Source organism: Candidatus Endolissoclinum faulkneri L2 (assembly GCF_000319385.1).
GTDB classification, from domain to species: Bacteria; Pseudomonadota; Alphaproteobacteria; order Thalassobaculales; family Thalassobaculaceae; genus Thalassobaculum; species Thalassobaculum faulkneri.
The window spans coordinates 219,056-238,459 of record NC_019566.1 but is presented as its reverse complement, the minus strand read 5'-3'; the positions used below and the strand labels follow the sequence as shown (position 1 = coordinate 238,459).

Sequence of the window (19,404 nt, the reverse complement as noted above, 5' to 3'; positions counted from 1 at the left end):
TTGGGCATCTCCTTCTGGTGCCTTAATGATGCAAACGATTGGGAATGACTAGATGGCCAAGGAGAAATTTGAGCGGAAAAAGCCGCATTGTAACATCGGAACTATTGGTCACGTCGACCATGGTAAGACTACTTTGACGGCAGCGATCACAAAAACACTTGCTGAGATTGGCGGTGCCACGTTTATGGCCTATGATGCCATCGATAAAGCGCCAGAAGAAAAGGCGCGTGGCATTACTATCTCAACAGCACACGTAGAATATGAAACTGTCAACCGTCATTATGCACATGTGGACTGTCCTGGCCATGCTGATTACGTAAAAAATATGATTACAGGTGCAGCACAAATGGACGGTGCGATCCTGGTGGTTTCAGCGGCAGATGGCCCTATGCCTCAGACTAGAGAACATATTCTTTTAGCGCGCCAAGTTGGAGTTCCGGCGTTGGTTGTGCTAATGAATAAAGTAGATCAGGTAGACGATGATGAGCTTCTCGAATTAGTTGAATTGGAAATTAGGGAGCTATTGTCTTCTTATGAATTTCCTGGTGAAGAAATTCCAATCACAAGAGGCTCTGCTCTTGCCGCTTTGGAGGACGGTGGTAACGATAAATTTGGAAAGAATGCTATACTTGAACTAATGAGTACGGTAGATAATTACATTCCAACGCCCGAGAGGCCAAAGGATCAGCCATTCTTAATGCCAATTGAGGATGTTTTTTCCATCTCTGGTCGAGGTACTGTAGTCACTGGGCGTATAGAACGTGGTGTCGTAAGAATTGGTGATGAAATTGAAATTGTAGGTATTAAAACAACTACAAAAACCACTTGTACTGGAGTAGAAATGTTCCGCAAGCTACTTGATCAAGGTGAAGCAGGCGACAATGTTGGGGTTTTGTTGCGCGGCACTAAGCGCGAGGATGTTGAGCGAGGGCAAGTTCTTGCAAAACCTACTACGATCACACCACACACTAAATTCAAAGCTGAATCTTACATTTTAACTAAAGAAGAAGGTGGCCGTCATACACCTTTTTTTACTAATTACCGCCCACAGTTTTACTTCCGCACAACAGATGTTACTGGGACAGTTACTTTACCGGAGGGTACCGAGATGGTTATGCCGGGCGATAACGTTACGATGTCTGTTGAATTAATTGCACCGATTGCCATGGACGATGGTTTACGCTTTGCCGTTCGTGAAGGTGGCCGTACCGTCGGTGCTGGTTTAGTCTCTCAGATTACAGATTAAAATAAAATGCTTTTTACTATCAACTCTTTATTAAAAATTGCTTTTTTGAGATTGAGGAGTGTAGCTCAACTGGTAGAGCACCGGTCTCCAAAACCGGGGGCTGGGGGTTCGAAACCCTCCACTCCTGCCGTCTCTCGACTATTAAAAAAATTTAGTGAAGTTTTGATAGTTTCCATCTTAATGATACACCATTTGATCTTTTTGGTAGAATTTTTATATTAGTGCAGTGTTTTAATATTGTGTGATATAAAACTGGATGGTAGAGGATACGATTGATAATTAAACTAAGTCCATCCCAGTTTATACGTCAGGTTCGAAAGGAAGTGGCTATGGTTGCTTGGGCCGGTCGTAGAGAGGTTCTTCTAGCCACTTTGATGGTATTGGTTATGGTTTTTTTGTCCTCGGTGTTTCTCTTTGTTGTCGACCAGGTTATTTCTTGGGGTGTTCAAATAGTTTTGGGCCTCGGAAATTGACATGACACAGCGATGGTATGTGGTTCAAGTTTACTCTGGATTTGAGAAAAGAGTTGCTCAGTCTATTAATGAGCGAGTTGCGCGAAATAAGTTTGAGGATTTAATTACCGAAATTCTTGTGCCAACCGAAGAAGTTATTGAGGTACGTCGTGGCATAAAAGCGACAAAGGAGCGCAAGTTTTTTCCTGGTTATATATTGATTAAAATGGAGTTAACTGATGAGGTTTGGCATCTAGTCAGATCACAGTCAAAGGTTGCAGGTTTTGTTGGCGGCAAAAGTAAGCCTATACCAATCTCTCAAATCGAAGCTGATCGTTTGCTGAAACAAGTATCTGAAGGAATCGATCGACCACAGACTTCTATTAACTTTGAAATAGGAGAGCAAGTTCGTGTGTCTGACGGTCCATTTGCCACATTTAATGGCCTTGTCGAGGATGTAGATGACGAACGATCTCGTTTAAAAGTTGCCGTTTCAATATTTGGTAGATCAACGCCAGTTGATCTGGATTTTAATCAGGTTGAAAAAAATTGAGTTTTTTTGATTTGTGTTATTTCTAGTTGTTTGCTCGATGACTCGATAACGATTGTTCCATATTTATATGTCTTAATTGTGAATGTAAATTATTAATAAATCACTACTTAAATTCAAATTTAAGGTAAGCCGAAAATTGGTTACCAAGAATATTTAAAGTACAAAATCTCGGTATAAATATTGAAAAGGTTAACAATGGCTAAGAAGATAATCAGTTCTTTTAAGCTTGAAATACCAGCAGGGAGCGCTAAACCATCTCCTCCAGTTGGCCCTGCTCTTGGTCAACGCGGACTTAATATTATGGAATTCTGTAAGGCATTTAACACTCTTACTGAGAAAATGGAAAATGGAATGCCAGTACCAGTAGTGATCACTGCCTACGCTGATCGTACTTTTACTTTTGTTACTAAGACTCCACCTGTATCTTATTTTTTGAAGCGGGCATTAAGTTTAACAAAAGGTTCGCAAACACCTGGTCGATCTGCTTTTGCTGAAATATCTTTAACTCAGATCGAGGAGATCGCTGCAATTAAAATGCCCGACCTAAATGCAATTGACATAAGGGGAGCCGTTAAGATGATTAAGGGTTCTGCCCGTTCTATCGGCATAAAGGTTGTGGAGTAAGGCAGTCGTGACAAAAGCTGGTAAGCGTCTCAGAAACATCTATAACAATATAGATCGCGGTAAACTAAGTAGTGTTTCAGAAGCAATACAAATTATCAAGTTTAATTCTATGGTTAAATTCAATGAGACAGTTGAAATATCAATCAATTTAAACGTTAATCCTAAACGCTCTGAGCAGATGGTACGCGGAGTTGTATCTTTGCCATATGGCACTGGTAAATCTATTCGAGTAGCAGTTTTTGCCAAGAATGTTGAAGCGGATGAAGCTCGCTTGGCTGGAGCTGAGGTAGTTGGTGCTGAGGATTTAATGGAAGAGGTCAAAAACGGTCGTATTGACTTTAATAGATTGATTGCTACACCTGAAATGATGGTTATGGTTAGTAAGCTTGGCAAAGTGCTTGGTCCTCGTGGATTAATGCCGAACCCCAAGCTTAAAACAGTTACTCGGAATACCGCCGAAGCCGTTAAGCTTGCTAAAGCTGGTCAGTTGGAGTTTCGGGTTGAAAAAGCTGGTATAGTACATGCTGGGATCGGCAAGGTGAGCTTTCCCGAAAATCATTTGGTAGATAATGCGAAGGCTTTTATTAACGCCATTATCAATGCCAAACCTTTAGGCATAAAAGGTAGCTATATTAGGCGCGTATCAATTAGCTCAACTATGGGACCAAGTATTAAAGTTGATTCCGCTGTTTTGAATAGCGCATAGTTTTTGCTTTAAAAAGTTAAACTTGCGTAGATTATTAACTTTGCTACAAGCGCTATTTTGATTAATATTTTTAAGCGGAGAGTCATGTCGTTGTTATGACTTTAACTAGTCTATTGCTGTTTAAGGTTAGGCTGCTATTAAATTTCGCCCACACAGTATAAAGAAGCTCTGACGTTTGTAGGGGGGGGGGTTAAGCCTGCTGAGTTAAATTTCTAGATTAAGTTAACTATAAAAGAGTATTTCAATTTTCTATCTTTAAAATGCATCTAACCTAGAGAGTTGTCTCTAGGTCGGAACACCGGCACGACGATTTCAAATTGCGGAGAATAATTAGGTGAACCGAACCAAAAAGTCTGAATTAATCAAATCAATTCACTCGACTTTTAAATGTGCTGATGTCCTTGTTATTACACATCATGCTCATCTGACAGTGAAAGAAATCGAAGATTTGCGGGCAAAAATACGTGCGGTGGGAGGGTGTTACAAGGTAGTCAAAAATCGACTTGCTCGTCTTGCCTTGCTTGATACGCGCTACGCAAACTTAAGGCACTTATTAACTGGTCCAACTTCTTTGACAATATCGAAAAATCCTATCCCGGCGATAAAAGTGATTGTTGAGTTTGCCAATAAAAATGAGAAAATCACAATTATTGGTGGCGGATTAGGGGAACAAGTACTTGATACCAATGAAATTTATGTTCTTTCTACAACCCCATCAATCGAAGAGTCTCGCAATAACATTACAAGTGTTCTTCGGAATGTGCCTCGTAAGATAGTAACTATAATTGGAGCACCAGCAAGTAAAATAACGCGAGTACTTAGATTTCACAGCATCAGTGATAGTTAAGATTAAGAAAGCTGATCTCAATTAGGAAGTATTAATCTATTAACAATAGTATATAATGTATAATGTGGAGTTAATTAAAATGTCTGACCTTGCGAAGCTGGTTGATGATCTATCCAGTCTGACTATCCTTGAGGCAGCTGAACTGTCAAAGATTTTGGAAGAAAAGTGGCATGTATCTGCAGCTGCTCCAATCGGGATAACTGCTAGTGTTAGTGACAGCGCGCCTGCCACAACGGTTGAAGAAAAAAATGAGTTTGACGTTATACTTTCTACCGCTGGTACAAAAAAAATTAATGTTATTAAAGAGATCAGAGCTATTACCGGTCTTGGTCTTAAGGATGCAAAGGATCTTGTTGAAGGAGCTCCGCAGCTTATCAAAGATGCTGTTTCCAGGGAAGAAGCCCAAAAAATCAAAAACAAACTGGAGGAAACTGGAGCTGTAATTGAGATTAAATAGTCTAGATGAATTTTTAGAACAGATTTTTGATGGAATGGTCCGTTTAATCTCGTTTCTAGTTTAGTTTATTACCCTAAGCTAGTGTTCTCGATTCGTTCTGTATAGTTACAGGTTAATTAGAGAAAACTCTAATTTAAGGTTTAGGATTGCTTGTAGAAAAGATAAAAGCAACGTATCGCTTAAACTTTTGTTTTACGCTAGTTAGGTCGTGAAATAAATAAATCGCTTTACTCAACGAGTATTTATAATTTCTTTTGAGTCACACGTTAAGGTCGAGGTCGCAAGATGACAGTTTCCACAGTCGGATCTTTTACCGGTTGTAAGCGCGTTCGTCGAAACTTTGGTAGTATTCCCGAAGTAGCGCCGATGCCAAATCTCATAGAGGTTCAGAAAAGCTCTTATGAAGCTTTTCTCCAGATGAGCATTTCTGCGAAAAATCGAAGTGATATTGGGCTACAAGAAGTCTTCAAGTCAGTATTTCCAATTCGCAACTTTTCAGAACGCTCCATGCTCGAATTCGTACGTTATACTTTGGAGGATCCCAAATATGATGTTGAAGAATGTCAACAGCGCGGGCTAACCTTCTCTGCTCCACTAAAAGTAACCTTGCGGTTAGTGGTTTGGGATATAGACGAAGAAACTGGTTTCAAGTCGATTAAGGATATTAAAGAGCAAGACGTGTACATGGGTGATATGCCTTTAATGACAGATAATGGGACTTTTATAGTCAACGGTACGGAGCGCGTCATAGTCAGTCAAATGCATCGTTCTCCTGGTGTATTTTTTGACCACGATAAAGGTAAAACTCATAGCTCTGGTAAACATTTGTTTGCTGCGCGAGTAATTCCATACCGTGGTTCCTGGCTGGATTTCGAATTTGACGCAAAAGACATCGCCTATGTTCGTATTGATCGCCGCCGTAAATTACCCGCTACAACACTTTTGTTTGCTCTTTTGTCTGATGATAGTGAAGCCTATCTTAAGAATTGTCAGGCAACAGGCAGTGAGGTGCAGCGTGCAAAGGTTGTGGGTATGAGTGCTGAGGATATCCTTAGTATCTTCTACGATAAGATAAACTATGTTCGAGATGGTGATGGCTGGCGTTTGCCCTTTGAAGCTAGTCGCATGAAGGGCAAGAAGTTGACTGATGACTTAATTGATGCCGATACAGGTGAAGTAGTAGCTGAGGCCGGTGATAAAATCACCCTGAGGAGTATACGTAAGTTACTTGGAAATGGCTTGAAGAACATATTTGTTCCAAGTGAACAACTGATAGGTCAATATATTGGTGCTGATATGATTGATGAGAATTCCGGTCTAGTACATTGCGATGCCGGTGAAGAGATTACCAGCGATCTACTCGAGGTATTATATTCTGTTGGCGTTACTGAGCTAACAATCCTAGCAATCGATCATATGAATTTTGGCCCTTACATAAGAAATACTTTAGCTATTGACAAAAATACCACTCGCGAAGAAGCTTTGGTCGACATCTATAGAGTGATGCGCCCAGGTGAGCCACCAACGCTTGAAACTGCTGAAGCACTTTTTACTGGTCTATTTTTTGATGATGAACGTTATGATTTATCTGCGGTGGGTCGGGTAAAAATGAACGCTCGTCTCTTAATGGAGACTGATGATCAGCTTCGTGTGCTCCGTAAAGAAGATATATTAGCTATTCTTAAGGTATTGGTTGATTTAAAGAATGGTAAAGGAGAAATTGACGATATTGATCACCTTGGTAATCGCCGGGTCAGGTCAGTAGGTGAGCTTATGGAAAACCAATATCGTCTAGGATTGCTTCGCATGGAGCGTGCAATCCGCGAGCGAATGAGCTCATTAGATATCGATACTGTTATGCCACATGATCTAATTAATGCTAAACCAGCAGCAGCAGCAGTTCGTGAATTTTTTGGTTCATCGCAACTTTCTCAATTTATGGATCAGACCAACCCATTATCTGAAATTACTCACAAACGCCGCCTTTCGGCGCTTGGGCCTGGTGGGCTGACTCGTGAGCGTGCCGGCTTCGAAGTTCGTGATGTACACCCCACTCATTATGGAAGAATTTGTCCAATAGAGACCCCAGAAGGCCCGAATATTGGTCTAATAAATTCTTTAGCTACTTATGCAAAGATTAATCAATACGGCTTTATCGAAACTCCATACCGCAAGGTAAAAAACGCTTTGGTAACCAATGAGGTGTGCTACATTTCGGCTATGGAAGAAGGACGTTACACAATTGCTCAGGCAAACACCCCCATTGATGATGATGGCAAGCTTAAGGAGGAATTGGTGTCAGTTCGCCGTCGTGGTGACTTTGGTCTTGCTCGCCCAGAAGATATTGATATGCTTGATGTATCTCCAAAACAGCTTGTGTCTGTAGCTGCTGCGCTGATCCCTTTTTTAGAGAATGATGATGCTAATCGAGCGCTGATGGGATCAAACATGCAACGCCAAGCTGTTCCACTCCTTCAGGCTGAAGCACCGTATGTCGGCACTGGCATGGAAGCGATTGTAGCCCGCGACAGTGGTGTGGCTATTATAGCCAAAAGGTCTGGAATAATTGACCAGGTAGATGCCCAACGTATCGTTATACTAGCTAATGAAGATCTAGAAGGCACTGCATCAAATGTTGATATTTACCAGTTGCTAAAGTTTCAGCGTTCTAATCAGAGTACTTGTATAACTCAACGACCACTGGTATCAGTTGGCGACACCGTTAGTCGCGGTGACATAATAGCTGACGGACCATCTACTGAGTTGGGTGAACTTGCACTTGGTAAAAACGTACTTGTCGCCTTTATGCCGTGGAATGGATACAATTTTGAAGATTCCATTCTAATCTCCGAGCGCATTGTTCGAGATGATTTGTTTACCTCAATCCACATAGAGGAATTTGAGGTTATGGCTCGCGATACTAAACTAGGCCAGGAAGAAATTACCAGAGATATTCCAAACGTTGGTGAAGAAACTTTAAGAATTCTAGACGAGGCTGGCATAGTCTATATAGGCGCTGAAGTTAATCCAGGCGATATATTAGTCGGTAAAGTTACTCCAAAAGGTGAATCTCCAATAACACCTGAGGAAAAATTGCTTCGTGCAATATTTGGAGAAAAAGCCTCCGACGTACGTGATACTTCTCTAAAGGTACCCCCTGGAGTAAATGGCACAGTCGTTGAGGTTAGAGTATTTTCTCGTCGAGGTATCGAAAAAGATGAGCGTAGCCAAGCCATTGAGCGTTTAGAAATTGAATCTTTAGCTAAAGACCGTGACGACGAGCGTGCGATATTAGAACGTGGTTTTTTTGATCGTTTAAAGAAATTGCTAGCAGGTAAAACCGGAATTAGTGGTCCGAAAGGGTTTAAAACAGGTCCTCTAACCGAGGAAGTTTTTGCTAAATACACTCCTAGCCAATGGCGTCAGTTGGTTGTCGATGACAATCAACTTATGGACTATCTAGAGAGCATGAAAGAAAATTTTGATAAGTCAATTGAACAACTTAATAATATATTTGACAATAAAGCAAACAAATTACAAAGCGGTGACGAGCTTCCACCAGGCGTAATGAAAATGGTTAAGGTGTTCATTGCAGTTAAGCGCAAGCTACAGCCCGGCGATAAAATGGCTGGCCGTCATGGTAACAAAGGTGTCATTTCAAAAATTAATCCTATAGAGGACATGCCATACTTAGAAGATGGCACCGCTGTAGATATCGTGTTAAATCCACTAGGTGTTCCGTCTAGAATGAATGTTGGGCAAATATTAGAAACTCACCTTGGATGGGCTGCAGCTAATCTAGGGCGTCAGATTCGTGAAATGCTTGAAAAACTTGATCAAGATTTCGGAATATCTGCTCTACGCGATAAGCTTAAACAAATATACTCTAACAACGAATATAATCAAAAGATTTCTTGTTTAAACGACAAAGAAATTGTTGAAATGTCACGCAATCTTCAACGCGGAGTACCGATGGCGACTCCGGTTTTTGATGGTGCTCGTGAAGAAGATATCGTTAATATGCTACAAATTGCAGGCCTCGAGTCAAGTGGTCAAGTAGATTTATGGGATGGTCGCACCGGAGAGCACTTTGATCGAAGAGTAACAGTCGGCTATATTTATATGCTCAAGCTCCATCATCTAGTAGATGACAAAATTCATGCACGCTCCATAGGCCCATACAGCCTTGTTACCCAACAACCATTAGGCGGCAAAGCACAATTTGGTGGGCAGCGTTTTGGTGAAATGGAAGTATGGGCCCTTGAAGCTTACGGAGCAGCATATACCCTACAAGAGATGCTTACTGTTAAATCTGATGACGTATCTGGTCGTACTAAAGTATACGAGTCTATAGTTCGCGGGGAAGACAACTTTGAAGCAGGTATTCCGGAATCGTTTAACGTTTTGGTGAAAGAACTGCGTTCGCTTGGGCTTAATGTCCAGCTAAATCAAGGGAATCAGTAACGAAAATAGCAAGAATTTGGTATTTTTAGCCCGTTAGCCAATGCAGCTAAATATCATATAAAGAAACAGAGCAAATATTAAATCAACAACAATATGATCTGCAAACAACGCAATAGCGCGAGGAGTGCTTGGATTGAACGAGTTAGTGAACATTTTTGGTCGGCCAAGCGGACTACAAAGATTTGACACTATCCAAATCTCAATTGCTAGCCAAGATCGCATGAAATCATGGTCTTTTGGTGAAATCAAAAAACCGGAGACTATTAATTACCGAACTTTTAAACCTGAGCGCGACGGTTTGTTTTGCGCCCGAATATTTGGTCCTATCAAGGACTACGAGTGTTTGTGTGGTAAATATAAACGTATGAAGTATCGCGGTATCACCTGCGAGAAATGTGGTGTAGAGGTTACACTCTCCAGAGTACGTCGTGAACGAATGGGCCATATTGATTTAGCCTCACCGGTTGTTCATATTTGGTTTCTTAAATCACTACCTAGCCGTATCGGTCTTCTGCTTGACATGACTCTAAAAGATTTAGAGAGGGTTTTGTATTTTGAGAATTTTATCGTCACTGACCCTTTACTATCTCCATTGAAAGAAAAACAACTTCTTAGCGAAGAGGAATATTATCAAGCACAAGATGAATACGGGGATGGCGCTTTCGTCGCCCAAATTGGGGCTGAAGCTCTGAAAACTATTCTCTCTAGCCTAGATATGGAAGCTACGCATAATGCAATTAACGTAGAATTACGCGAAACTGGTTCTGAAGCCAAGCGTAAAAAATTAGTTAAGCGTTTAAAAATAATTGAAGCATTTCAAGAATCTAGTTCTCGCCCAGAATGGATGATCATGGATGTAATTCCAGTCATTCCGCCTGAATTGCGTCCTCTAGTGCCGTTGGATGGTGGGCGCTTTGCTACATCTGATCTAAACGACCTGTATCGCCGTGTAATTAATCGTAATAATCGTTTAAAGCGCTTGATAGAACTTCGTGCGCCAGATATAATTGTGCGCAATGAAAAGAGAATGCTGCAGGAAGCAGTTGATGCTTTGTTTGACAATGGCCGGCGTGGACGCGTTATTACGGGTGCCAATAAGCGTCCCTTAAAGTCACTTAGTGGCATGCTAAAAGGCAAACAAGGTCGTTTTCGTCAAAATTTACTAGGTAAGCGTGTCGACTATTCGGGGCGCTCAGTCATAGTAGTTGGTCCAGATCTACTCTTACATCAGTGTGGGCTACCAAAAAAAATGGCATTAGAGTTGTTTAAGCCATTTATTTATTCTAAGCTTGAACTTTACGGTATGGCAAGCACTATCAAGGCTGCAAAGCGCATGGTTGAAAAAGAGCGTCCTGAAGTTTGGGATATTTTGGAAGAGGTAATTCGTGAACATCCGGTTATGTTAAATCGGGCACCTACCTTGCACCGTCTTGGCATTCAAGCATTTGAGCCAAAGCTTGTTGAAGGTAAGGCAATCCAACTTCATCCACTGGTTTGTACAGCGTTCAATGCTGATTTTGACGGCGACCAAATGGCGGTTCATGTGCCATTATCTCTAGAAGCTCAACTTGAAGCTCGTGTGCTTATGATGTCAACCAACAACATTTTAAGTCCGGCCAACGGTAAGCCAATCATTGTACCATCACAAGATATTATCCTGGGACTATACCACCTAACTATGGAACGCGAAAATCAACCAGGTGAGGGCATGATATTTGCCGATCCTTACGAAGTAGATCACGCGATTGATAACGGCATAGTCACTTTGTATACAAAAGTACAAGCTCGCATAGCAACATATGACGAAAATGGCAACAAGGTAGTTAGGCGTATAAAAACCACGCCTGGGAGACTTAAATTATCTTTATTGCTCCCGGATAATCCAAAATTAGGATTCGAAATGATTAACTGTCTGATGACAAAAAAGGAAGTATCTAATATTATCGACATGGTGTATCGACACTGTGGACAAAAAGAGACAGTAATTTTTGCAGATCGTTTAATGAATTTAGGGTTTAGTCATGCTTGTCGTGCAAGCATTTCATTTGGTAAAGATGACTTAGTAATTCCGGATGCTAAACAAGGTTTAGTTGACGRTGCTAATGAGGAAGTGAAGCAACTTGAGCAGCAATATCTTGATGGTCTGATTACTCAAGGCGAAAAATATAACAAAGTAGTTGATGTATGGTCACGTTGCACAGATCAAGTCGCCGATAAAATGATGTCAGTAATTAAAGAAGATGACGGAATAAATCCTGTAAATGCCGTATGGATGATGGCACATTCCGGTGCACGTGGTTCTGCTAACCAAATTAAACAATTGGCTGGTATGCGTGGCCTAATGGCTAAACCATCAGGCGAAATCATTGAAACTCCTATTATCTCTAACTTTAAAGAAGGTTTGACTGTGCTTGAGTACTTTAACTCAACCCATGGTGCTCGTAAAGGACTAGCTGACACTGCGCTCAAAACAGCAAATTCGGGTTATTTAACCCGTCGTTTGGTTGACGTTGCTCAGGATTGTATTGTTACAGAAATTGATTGCGGTACTTCAAACGGAATAACAGTAAAACCCGTTATAGACGGAGGTGAAGTAATAGAACCTTTAGGAGACCGTATCCTTGGTCGTACTACAGTGAATGAAGTGCTAAACCCAGTTAATGGTGCAGTAATCATTAAAAAAGGCCAAACTATAGACGAAACCATGGTTGAAGAAATTGAGCGTGCAGATATTGATTCAGTTTTGATACGCTCAGTTCTAACATGTAAAACACATCCTGGTGTTTGTGCTACCTGTTATGGTCGTGATTTGGCTCGTGGTACACTGGTAAATATCGGCGAGGCTGTTGGTGTAATTGCTGCTCAATCGATCGGTGAGCCTGGTACACAGTTAACTATGAGAACATTCCACATAGGTGGTGCTGCTCAACGTGGTGCTGAACAATCTACTGTCGAGGCTACTTTTGGTACAATTGTACGGTTAAATAATCGTAATGTTGTTACTAACTCTGACGGTGTATTAGTAGTAATGAATCGTAACACTGAAATCATTTTGACCGATGAGCAAGGGCGTGAGCGGGCACGTCACCGCGTACCTTACGGAGCTAAATTATTTGTTGATAACGGTGTTGTTGTTGAATCTGGCTACAAGATGGCAGAGTGGGATCCTTATACCATTCCTATTATTACTGAGTGTGAAGGAGTTACCCACTACGTCGACTTGGTAGAAGGTTTATCCATGCGCGAAATAACAGATGAAGCTACTGGTATCTCTTCCCGGGTCGTGATTGACTGGAAACAGCAAGCTAGAGGCAACGAACTAAAGCCGCGCATAACTTTACGTAACAAATTAGGCGAGGTAATTCAACTTGCCAATAGTTTGGAAGCTCGCTATTTCATGTCAGTTGATGCTGTACTATCCGTTGATAATGGTTCCCAAGTGAAAGCCGGTGACGTTTTAGCACGTATTCCACGCGAGTCCTCGAAAACTCGTGACATTACTGGTGGTTTACCACGCGTGGCTGAACTATTCGAAGCTCGCCGTCCGAAGGACTTTGCTGTAATTACAGAAACTGACGGTAAAATAGAATTTGGTAAGGACTACAAGACCAAGCGTCGAGTTATAGTACGTCCAGAGGAAGAAAACGCCGTTCCTATAGAGTATATGATCCCAAAAGGTAAGCATTTAGCTGTCCAAGAAGGAGATTTCGTACAAAAAGGTGATATGTTGCTTGATGGAGCACGAGTTCCGCACGACATTCTAGGAATTATGGGTGTTGAAGCTCTGGCTGACTATCTTATTAATGAAATTCAAGAAGTTTATCGTTTGCAAGGAGTTAAGATTAATGATAAACATATCGAAGTAATTGTTCGCCAGATGTTGCAAAAAGTTGAAGTAATCAAAACTGGCGATACGACTTTACTTTTAGGTGAAAGCATTGACCGTGATGAATACAAGAAGGCTAATGACAAAGTCTTAGCGAATGATTTACGCCCAGCTGTAGCCAAACCGGTACTCCAGGGTATAACTAAAGCTTCGCTTCAAACAAAATCTTTTATTTCTGCAGCGTCTTTTCAGGAAACTACTCGTGTTTTAACTGAAGCTGCTGTATCCGGAAAGGAAGATGGTCTAGATGGACTAAAGGAAAATGTCATTGTCGGTCACCTTATACCTGCAGGCACGGGCAGCGTCATGCATCGTTTGCGAAGAATAGCTGCAGATCGTGATCAATTGCTCTCACTAACTGCTATTGACAGCAAACATTGATTAATCTACCATATAATTTGGGGAAAATTACTATGATGATTACGATTAGTTTGATGTTTTAATTATGTTGTTAATTATAATATCTGCAATCTGTAAAAATATGTCAGTTAATTTTTACCTTGCATATAATTGTCTTGACTATAGAGGAGAATGTTAATATTGTTGTCCTCGCTTTGCTAGTTTGTTGTATCTTTATTTTACTTGATTAACTGTGGCATATGAAAAATTGTTATCGTTTTAATGGCAATGTATAATTTGATGATAAATATTTTTAGTTATTTTATTATTTATCGTAATTTTTATTTTTCATGAGGTTGAGTATGCCGACTATTAATCAGCTAATACGCAATGGTCGTAAGGTGCCGCTTGCACGTAATAAAGTTCCTGCACTGCAGTCATGTCCGCAAAAGCGTGGTGTATGCACACGTGTGTATACAACTACACCAAAAAAGCCAAATTCCGCTTTACGTAAGGTGGCTCGCGTTCGTTTGACCAACGGATTTGAGGTTATCAGTTATATTCCAGGCGAAGGTCACAATCTTCAAGAGCATTCAGTTGTCATGATTCGCGGCGGTCGTGTAAAAGATCTTCCGGGCGTTCGCTATCATATTATTCGTGGCGCACTTGATGCGCAAGGTGTTAAAGATCGTCGTCAACGTCGTTCAAAGTACGGCGCTAAACGACCAAAGTAAGGAGTATTATATTGTGTCGCGTCGCCATCGCGCAATAAAGCGTAATATATTACCAGATGCTCATTTTGGTGACCCAGTTATTTCTAAATTTATGAGTTGTTTGATGTACGATGGTAAACGCTCAGTAGCTGAGGGTATAGTTTATGGTGCGTTTAATATTCTTGAAGGACGAGTCGGTGTTGCGCCGATTCGGACATTTCATGATGCCTTAGACAACGTAAAACCCCGTGTAGAGGTTCGTTCTCGTCGTGTGGGTGGAGCTACCTATCAAGTTCCTGTGGAGGTTCGTCCTGAACGTGCCCAGGCATTAGCAATTCGCTGGTTAATTAATGCTGCCCGCAAGCGTTCTGAAAAAACCATGGTGCACAGGTTATCTGGTGAATTACGAGATGCGGCTCAAAATCGTGGCTCAGCGGTTAAAAAACGTGAAGATACTCATCGAATGGCTGATGCTAATAAGGCTTTTTCTCATTACCGTTGGTAATTATTATATGGCAACTGAAACTAAAATTTATTATTTTTTCTTTAACGACCAAAACTTTAAACTGTAATTGCACACTCGATGTATCGAACTCATCCATTAGAAATGTATCGCAATATCGGCATCATGGCACACATTGACGCCGGCAAAACGACGACGACTGAAAGAATCCTGTACTACACTGGCCGTTCCTACAAGATCGGTGAAGTTCATGACGGGAATGCAACTATGGATTGGATGGCACAAGAACAGGAGCGCGGCATCACAATAACTTCCGCGGCAACTACCTGCTTTTGGCGCGAGTGTCGCATTAACCTTATTGATACTCCAGGTCATGTTGACTTTACAATTGAGGTAGAGCGCTCTTTGCGTGTCTTGGACGGCGCTATTGCTGTATTTGATAGTGTCGCTGGTGTAGAACCACAGTCTGAGACTGTTTGGCGACAAGCCGATAAATATAGCGTGCCGCGTATCTGTTTTGTAAACAAGATGGATCGTATAGGTGCTGACTTCTTTCGTTGCGTAAATATGATTGTAGAGCGTTTGGGTGCTACACCAATAATTATGCAGTTGCCGATTGGTATAGAATCTAATTTCGTCGGTATTGTTGATCTTGTCGCTATGAAATCTGTGCGCTGGCTGGATGAGTCGTTAGGCGCAAAGTTTGAGATTGGTGAAATACCAGTTCATTTAGCTAGTAAAGCTGCTGAATATCGTCAAAAGATGATCGAGTTAGCTATTGAAGCGGACGACGTTGCTATGGAAGCTTATCTTGATGGTAATGACCTGACAGAAAAACTGCTTCGCGCATGCATTCGTAAGGGAGTATTAAATGGTAGTTTCGTCCCTGTGTTTTTGGGTTCAGCTTTTAAAAATAAAGGCGTTCAGCCGCTGCTTGATGCTGTAATTGACTACCTACCATCTCCAATGGATGTTAGCGCTATAAAGGGGGTGGCCATCGACGGTAAAACCGAAATAATACGTAAATCCTCTGATGAAGAACCATTTGCTGCATTAGCATTTAAGATTATGAACGACCCTTTTGTTGGTTCACTAACCTTTGTCCGTATTTATTCTGGTGTTTTAACAACTGGTTGCTTAGTAATGAATACTATTAAGAATAAGCGTGAACGTGTCGGTCGTATGCTGCTTATGCACTCAAATAATCGTGAAGACATAAAAGAAGCACGCGCTGGTGATATAGTAGCTTTAGCAGGTATTAAGTATACGACTACTGGTGATACACTTTGTGATCAGTTAAAGCCGGTAATTTTAGAACGAATGGAATTCCCCAATCCAGTTATTGAAGTTGCGGTAGCACCAAAAACTAAGGGGGATCAGGAGAAGATGGGAGTTGCTCTTAGCCGTTTAGCCACAGAGGACCCTTCTTTTCGTGTTACTTCTAATCCTGAAACTGGGCAAACGGTTATTAAAGGCATGGGCGAACTTCATTTGGATATTTTAATAGATCGTATGCGTCGTGAATTTAAAGTTGAAGCTAATGTGGGCGCGCCACAAGTGGCTTATCGCGAATCAATTACAAAAACAGTTGATGTTGACTATACTCATAAAAAACAAACTGGTGGTGCTGGTCAGTTTGCTCGCGTTAAATTAACTTTTTCTCCACAAGAAAGAGGTCAAGGTTTTCTTTTCGAAAACGCCATATTTGGTGGATCAGTACCGCGTGAATACATACCAGGGGTTGAAAAAGGTCTAAATTCCTCTTTGAGCACTGGAGTGCTTGATGGTTTCCCTGTTGTTGATATAAAGATTACTCTCACAGACGGCGCTTATCACGATGTCGACTCCAGTGTATTGGCATTTGAAATAGCTTCTCGTGCTGCCTTCAACGAAGGAATGGCAAAAGCTGGTCCAATTTTATTAGAGCCCATTATGAAGGTTGAGATTGTCACTCCTGAGGATTATATGGGTGATATTATAGGCGATTTAAGTAGCCGTCGCGGCCATGTTAATGGCATGGGACAACGCAGCAATGCTCGCGTTATCGATGCCGTGGTGCCGTTGGCAAACATGTTTGGATACGTTAATACTCTTCGCTCTATGAGCCAAGGTCGAGCTCAGTATACCATGCAATTTGACCATTATGAGCCTGTTCCTAAAAAGATAACAAATGAAGTATGTAAAAAAATAGCATAAATCTTTTAATCTTTTTTATTTTCTACTGGAGAGATCAATAATCAAGCTTTTATTGAGGATTTGTTTTGTAGTTATGTTCTTGTAAGTATTTGAAGTATATCACTTAGTTTTAGAATAATTAAGCCTTTAATCAGATTATTCTTTTCATCGGTGTTAGAAATGAGTAGTCTCATTCTATGAATGTAAAATTGATACTTGACAACACTTTATCGGATCAATGATTTGCTTTAATACTCTGTGGATTAACTATGATTTGGTTAACTTTTAACTGATTGGATACCGTTTAGTGTTTTAGGGCAGCAATATTCCAAATAGCAACAAGAAAAGTGCTTTATAGCACTCTCACATTTTTTTTTGCGCGGTGACAACGTTTAGTTGGTCAACGCGATTGAAAGTAGCGGAAAGATGGACAGTCAAAACATCCGCATCCGTCTGAAGGCGTTTGATCACCGGGTCCTTGACCAGTCGACCTGTGAAATTGTAAACACAGCTAAGCGTACTGGCGCGCGTGTGCGCGGTCCTATTCCTCTCCCAACCCGTATCGAACGTTTTACTGTACTGCGAGGCCCACACATTGACAAAAAAAGTCGTGAGCAGTTTGAGATTAAAACTCACAAGAGGGTTCTTGATATAGTTGATCCAACTCCACAAACCGTAGATGCATTAATGAAGCTTGATTTAGCTTCTGGTGTGGATGTCGAGATTAAACTCTAAGGTAGTCAGTGCGATGCGTTCAGGATTAATTTCTCATAAACTTGGTATGACACGGGTATTTACTAAAGAAGGTGAGCACATTCCTGTTACTGTGTTAATAGTTGAGGATTGTAGAGTCATTGCTCAGCGAACTAAAGAAAAAGATGGCTACACCGCATTACAATTAGGAGTTGGATGTAGAAAGGTAAAGCGTACTCCCTTGCCAATGCGCGGCCACTTTTCCAAAGCAAAAGTTCAGCCTAAACGTAACTTAACTGAGTTTCGTATTTCTGATGACGCTCTTATAGACGTTGGTGTAGAACTATCTGCTGGACATTTCATTGTAGGACAAAAAGTTGATGTTATAGGTATTTCCATTGGTAAGGGTTTCGCTGGTGTAATGAAGAGGCATAATTTTGGTGGTTTGAGAGCTTCACACGGAGTTTCTTTATCACATCGTTCCCACGGTTCTACTGGCAACAATCAAGATCCTGGTCGAGTATTTCCTGGTAAAAAGATGGCTGGTCATATGGGTAACAAGCGTGTTACTATTCAAAACCTAACTATTGTTTCTATTGATACTCCTCGCGGTTTGATCCTTGTACGAGGCTCTGTGCCTGGTTCTAAGGGCAGCTATGTGTTGCTCCGTGACTCCGTAAAAATTGGTACACCAAAAAATGCTCCTTATCCAGCTGGGCTAAAGAATAGCCATGTACTTTTGTAGTAGTTCATTACTCATAAGCGATGAACATTTCTGTTGACAATTCCTTGAGTAAAATCTGTCACGGTGAAAAACGCTAAGGAGAATAGTTGAAGTCATGAAAATTGACGTCATCAATCTTGACGCAAAGAAGACCGATGAGATCTATCTTGATGAGTCGATATTTGGCCTTGAAACGCGTAAGGATATTTTAACCAGAGTAGTAAATTGGCAACTTGCCAAACGCCGTAGTGGTAATCATAAAATCAAGGGGATTTCAGAAATATCTGGAACAACTAAGAAGCCTTTCCGTCAAAAGGGTACTGGCCGTGCTCGTCAGGGCTCAATGAGAGCGACTCATTTTCGTGGTGGACAAACTGTTCATGGACCAGTTGTCCGTAGTCATAGACAACAACTTACTAAAAAATTTCGGAAACTTGGATTAAGAATTGCGCTGTCGACAAAATTTAAGGACGGACAACTGATTGTCATCGATGAGGCCACTGCCGATAGGCCTAAAACTAAACCATTAGCTGCAAAGTTTAAATTGCTTGGTTGGTTGTCGCTGCTAGTCATTGACGGAGAGGTATTGAATAAAAATTTTGCTTACGCAGTACGTAACATCCCCTTGGTAGATCTATTGCCACAACAAGGTGCCAACGTCTATGATATTCTCCGTCGTGAAACCTTAGTTTTAACCAAAGTTGCTGTCGAACAATTGGAGATTCGCTTGAAATGACTATCGGTCCATACAGACCAAAAATTAGTAATGTAAGCAATGAGCGAGCTTATGAATTACTTCGTCGTCCAATAGTAACTGAAAAGTCAACTGCTGGATCTAATTTTGGTCAAGTCACATTTGAGGTTCCTGTTAAATCAGCCAAACCAGAAATTAAGCAAGCTGTTGAAAGTTTATTTAATGTAGAAGTCAGTGCGATTAATACCCTACTAATTAAAGGTAAGATGAAACGTTACCGAGGACGATTAGGTCGTCGTTCTAACTACAAAAAGGCTATTGTTATTCTAGCCAGAGGGCATAACATTGATTTGATGTTAGGAATATAG

At 41.1% G+C, this 19,404-nt stretch carries 16 protein-coding genes and 1 tRNA gene; all 17 read left to right on the top strand.

The window, feature by feature from the left end:
* The first annotated feature begins 52 nt into the window (after window positions 1–52).
* The 17 genes from tuf to A1OE_RS00720 all read left to right on the top strand — a co-directional run bounded on the left by tuf (window position 53) and on the right by A1OE_RS00720 (window position 19,404).
* Window positions 53–1,246, top strand: coding sequence for an elongation factor Tu (tuf, locus tag A1OE_RS00800; protein WP_015087949.1), 1,194 nt, complete (start codon window positions 53–55; stop codon window positions 1,244–1,246).
* A gap of 54 nt (window positions 1,247–1,300) precedes the next feature.
* Window positions 1,301–1,373 (top strand) — tRNA-Trp (locus A1OE_RS00795).
* Window positions 1,374–1,518: 145 nt separating this feature from the next.
* Window positions 1,519–1,719, top strand: a complete 201-nt coding sequence (gene secE, locus A1OE_RS00790; protein WP_015087948.1) for a preprotein translocase subunit SecE — start codon at window positions 1,519–1,521, stop codon at window positions 1,717–1,719.
* 1 nt (window position 1,720) lies between these two features.
* Entirely contained in the window at window positions 1,721–2,251 is a 531-nt protein-coding gene (gene nusG, locus A1OE_RS00785; protein ID WP_015087947.1) for a transcription termination/antitermination protein NusG, read from the top strand.
* Window positions 2,252–2,446: 195 nt separating this feature from the next.
* Entirely contained in the window at window positions 2,447–2,875 is a 429-nt protein-coding gene (gene rplK / locus A1OE_RS00780) for a 50S ribosomal protein L11 (RefSeq protein ID WP_044283189.1), read from the top strand.
* A 7-nt stretch (window positions 2,876–2,882) separates the two neighbouring features.
* Window positions 2,883–3,581 (top strand): 50S ribosomal protein L1, encoded by a 699-nt coding sequence (rplA, locus tag A1OE_RS00775; protein ID WP_044283188.1) that lies wholly within the window; start codon window positions 2,883–2,885, stop codon window positions 3,579–3,581.
* Between the two features lie 334 nt (window positions 3,582–3,915).
* Window positions 3,916–4,428 carry a 50S ribosomal protein L10 gene (gene rplJ / locus A1OE_RS00770; protein WP_015087944.1) on the top strand — a complete coding sequence of 171 codons (513 nt, stop codon included), beginning with the start codon at window positions 3,916–3,918 and terminating at the stop codon, window positions 4,426–4,428.
* A 79-nt stretch (window positions 4,429–4,507) separates the two neighbouring features.
* Window positions 4,508–4,885 (top strand): 50S ribosomal protein L7/L12, encoded by a 378-nt coding sequence (gene rplL / locus A1OE_RS00765; RefSeq protein ID WP_044283187.1) that lies wholly within the window; start codon window positions 4,508–4,510, stop codon window positions 4,883–4,885.
* Between the two features lie 285 nt (window positions 4,886–5,170).
* Complete coding sequence (gene rpoB / locus A1OE_RS00760) at window positions 5,171–9,349, top strand: DNA-directed RNA polymerase subunit beta (protein WP_015087942.1); 4,179 nt, start codon at window positions 5,171–5,173, stop codon at window positions 9,347–9,349.
* A 133-nt stretch (window positions 9,350–9,482) separates the two neighbouring features.
* Window positions 9,483–13,616 carry a DNA-directed RNA polymerase subunit beta' gene (gene rpoC / locus A1OE_RS00755; protein WP_015087941.1) on the top strand — a complete coding sequence of 1,378 codons (4,134 nt, stop codon included), beginning with the start codon at window positions 9,483–9,485 and terminating at the stop codon, window positions 13,614–13,616.
* 320 nt (window positions 13,617–13,936) lie between these two features.
* Complete coding sequence (gene rpsL, locus A1OE_RS00750) at window positions 13,937–14,308, top strand: 30S ribosomal protein S12 (protein WP_044283185.1); 372 nt, start codon at window positions 13,937–13,939, stop codon at window positions 14,306–14,308.
* 13 nt (window positions 14,309–14,321) lie between these two features.
* Window positions 14,322–14,792, top strand: a complete 471-nt coding sequence (rpsG, locus tag A1OE_RS00745; protein ID WP_015087939.1) for a 30S ribosomal protein S7 — start codon at window positions 14,322–14,324, stop codon at window positions 14,790–14,792.
* Window positions 14,793–14,870: 78 nt separating this feature from the next.
* A complete protein-coding gene (gene fusA / locus A1OE_RS00740; RefSeq protein WP_015087938.1) occupies window positions 14,871–16,946 on the top strand; it encodes an elongation factor G in 2,076 nt (691 codons plus the stop codon).
* Between the two features lie 405 nt (window positions 16,947–17,351).
* A complete protein-coding gene (rpsJ, locus tag A1OE_RS00735; protein WP_044283184.1) occupies window positions 17,352–17,660 on the top strand; it encodes a 30S ribosomal protein S10 in 309 nt (102 codons plus the stop codon).
* Window positions 17,661–17,673: 13 nt separating this feature from the next.
* Window positions 17,674–18,363 carry a 50S ribosomal protein L3 gene (gene rplC / locus A1OE_RS00730; protein ID WP_015087936.1) on the top strand — a complete coding sequence of 230 codons (690 nt, stop codon included), beginning with the start codon at window positions 17,674–17,676 and terminating at the stop codon, window positions 18,361–18,363.
* A 94-nt stretch (window positions 18,364–18,457) separates the two neighbouring features.
* Window positions 18,458–19,078, top strand: coding sequence for a 50S ribosomal protein L4 (rplD, locus tag A1OE_RS00725; protein ID WP_015087935.1), 621 nt, complete (start codon window positions 18,458–18,460; stop codon window positions 19,076–19,078).
* On the top strand, window positions 19,075–19,404 hold the full coding sequence (locus tag A1OE_RS00720) for a 50S ribosomal protein L23 (protein ID WP_015087934.1): 330 nt from the start codon (window positions 19,075–19,077) through the stop codon (window positions 19,402–19,404). Before rplD ends, A1OE_RS00720 begins: the two co-directional genes overlap by 4 nt.

What these genes read in the sequence shown, in the direction of transcription:
- tuf (WP_015087949.1), top strand. Translation starts at nt 53, where the DNA reads ATGGCCAAGGAGAAATTTGAGCGGAAAAAGCCGCATTGTAACATCGGA.
- nusG (WP_015087947.1), top strand. Translation starts at nt 1,721, where the DNA reads ATGACACAGCGATGGTATGTGGTTCAAGTTTACTCTGGATTTGAGAAA.
- rplK (WP_044283189.1), top strand. Translation starts at nt 2,447, where the DNA reads ATGGCTAAGAAGATAATCAGTTCTTTTAAGCTTGAAATACCAGCAGGG.
- rplL (WP_044283187.1), top strand. Translation starts at nt 4,508, where the DNA reads ATGTCTGACCTTGCGAAGCTGGTTGATGATCTATCCAGTCTGACTATC.
- rpoB (WP_015087942.1), top strand. Translation starts at nt 5,171, where the DNA reads ATGACAGTTTCCACAGTCGGATCTTTTACCGGTTGTAAGCGCGTTCGT.
- rpsL (WP_044283185.1), top strand. Translation starts at nt 13,937, where the DNA reads ATGCCGACTATTAATCAGCTAATACGCAATGGTCGTAAGGTGCCGCTT.
- fusA (WP_015087938.1), top strand. Translation starts at nt 14,871, where the DNA reads ATGTATCGAACTCATCCATTAGAAATGTATCGCAATATCGGCATCATG.
- rpsJ (WP_044283184.1), top strand. Translation starts at nt 17,352, where the DNA reads ATGGACAGTCAAAACATCCGCATCCGTCTGAAGGCGTTTGATCACCGG.
- rplC (WP_015087936.1), top strand. Translation starts at nt 17,674, where the DNA reads ATGCGTTCAGGATTAATTTCTCATAAACTTGGTATGACACGGGTATTT.
- rplD (WP_015087935.1), top strand. Translation starts at nt 18,458, where the DNA reads ATGAAAATTGACGTCATCAATCTTGACGCAAAGAAGACCGATGAGATC.
- A1OE_RS00720 (WP_015087934.1), top strand. Translation starts at nt 19,075, where the DNA reads ATGACTATCGGTCCATACAGACCAAAAATTAGTAATGTAAGCAATGAG.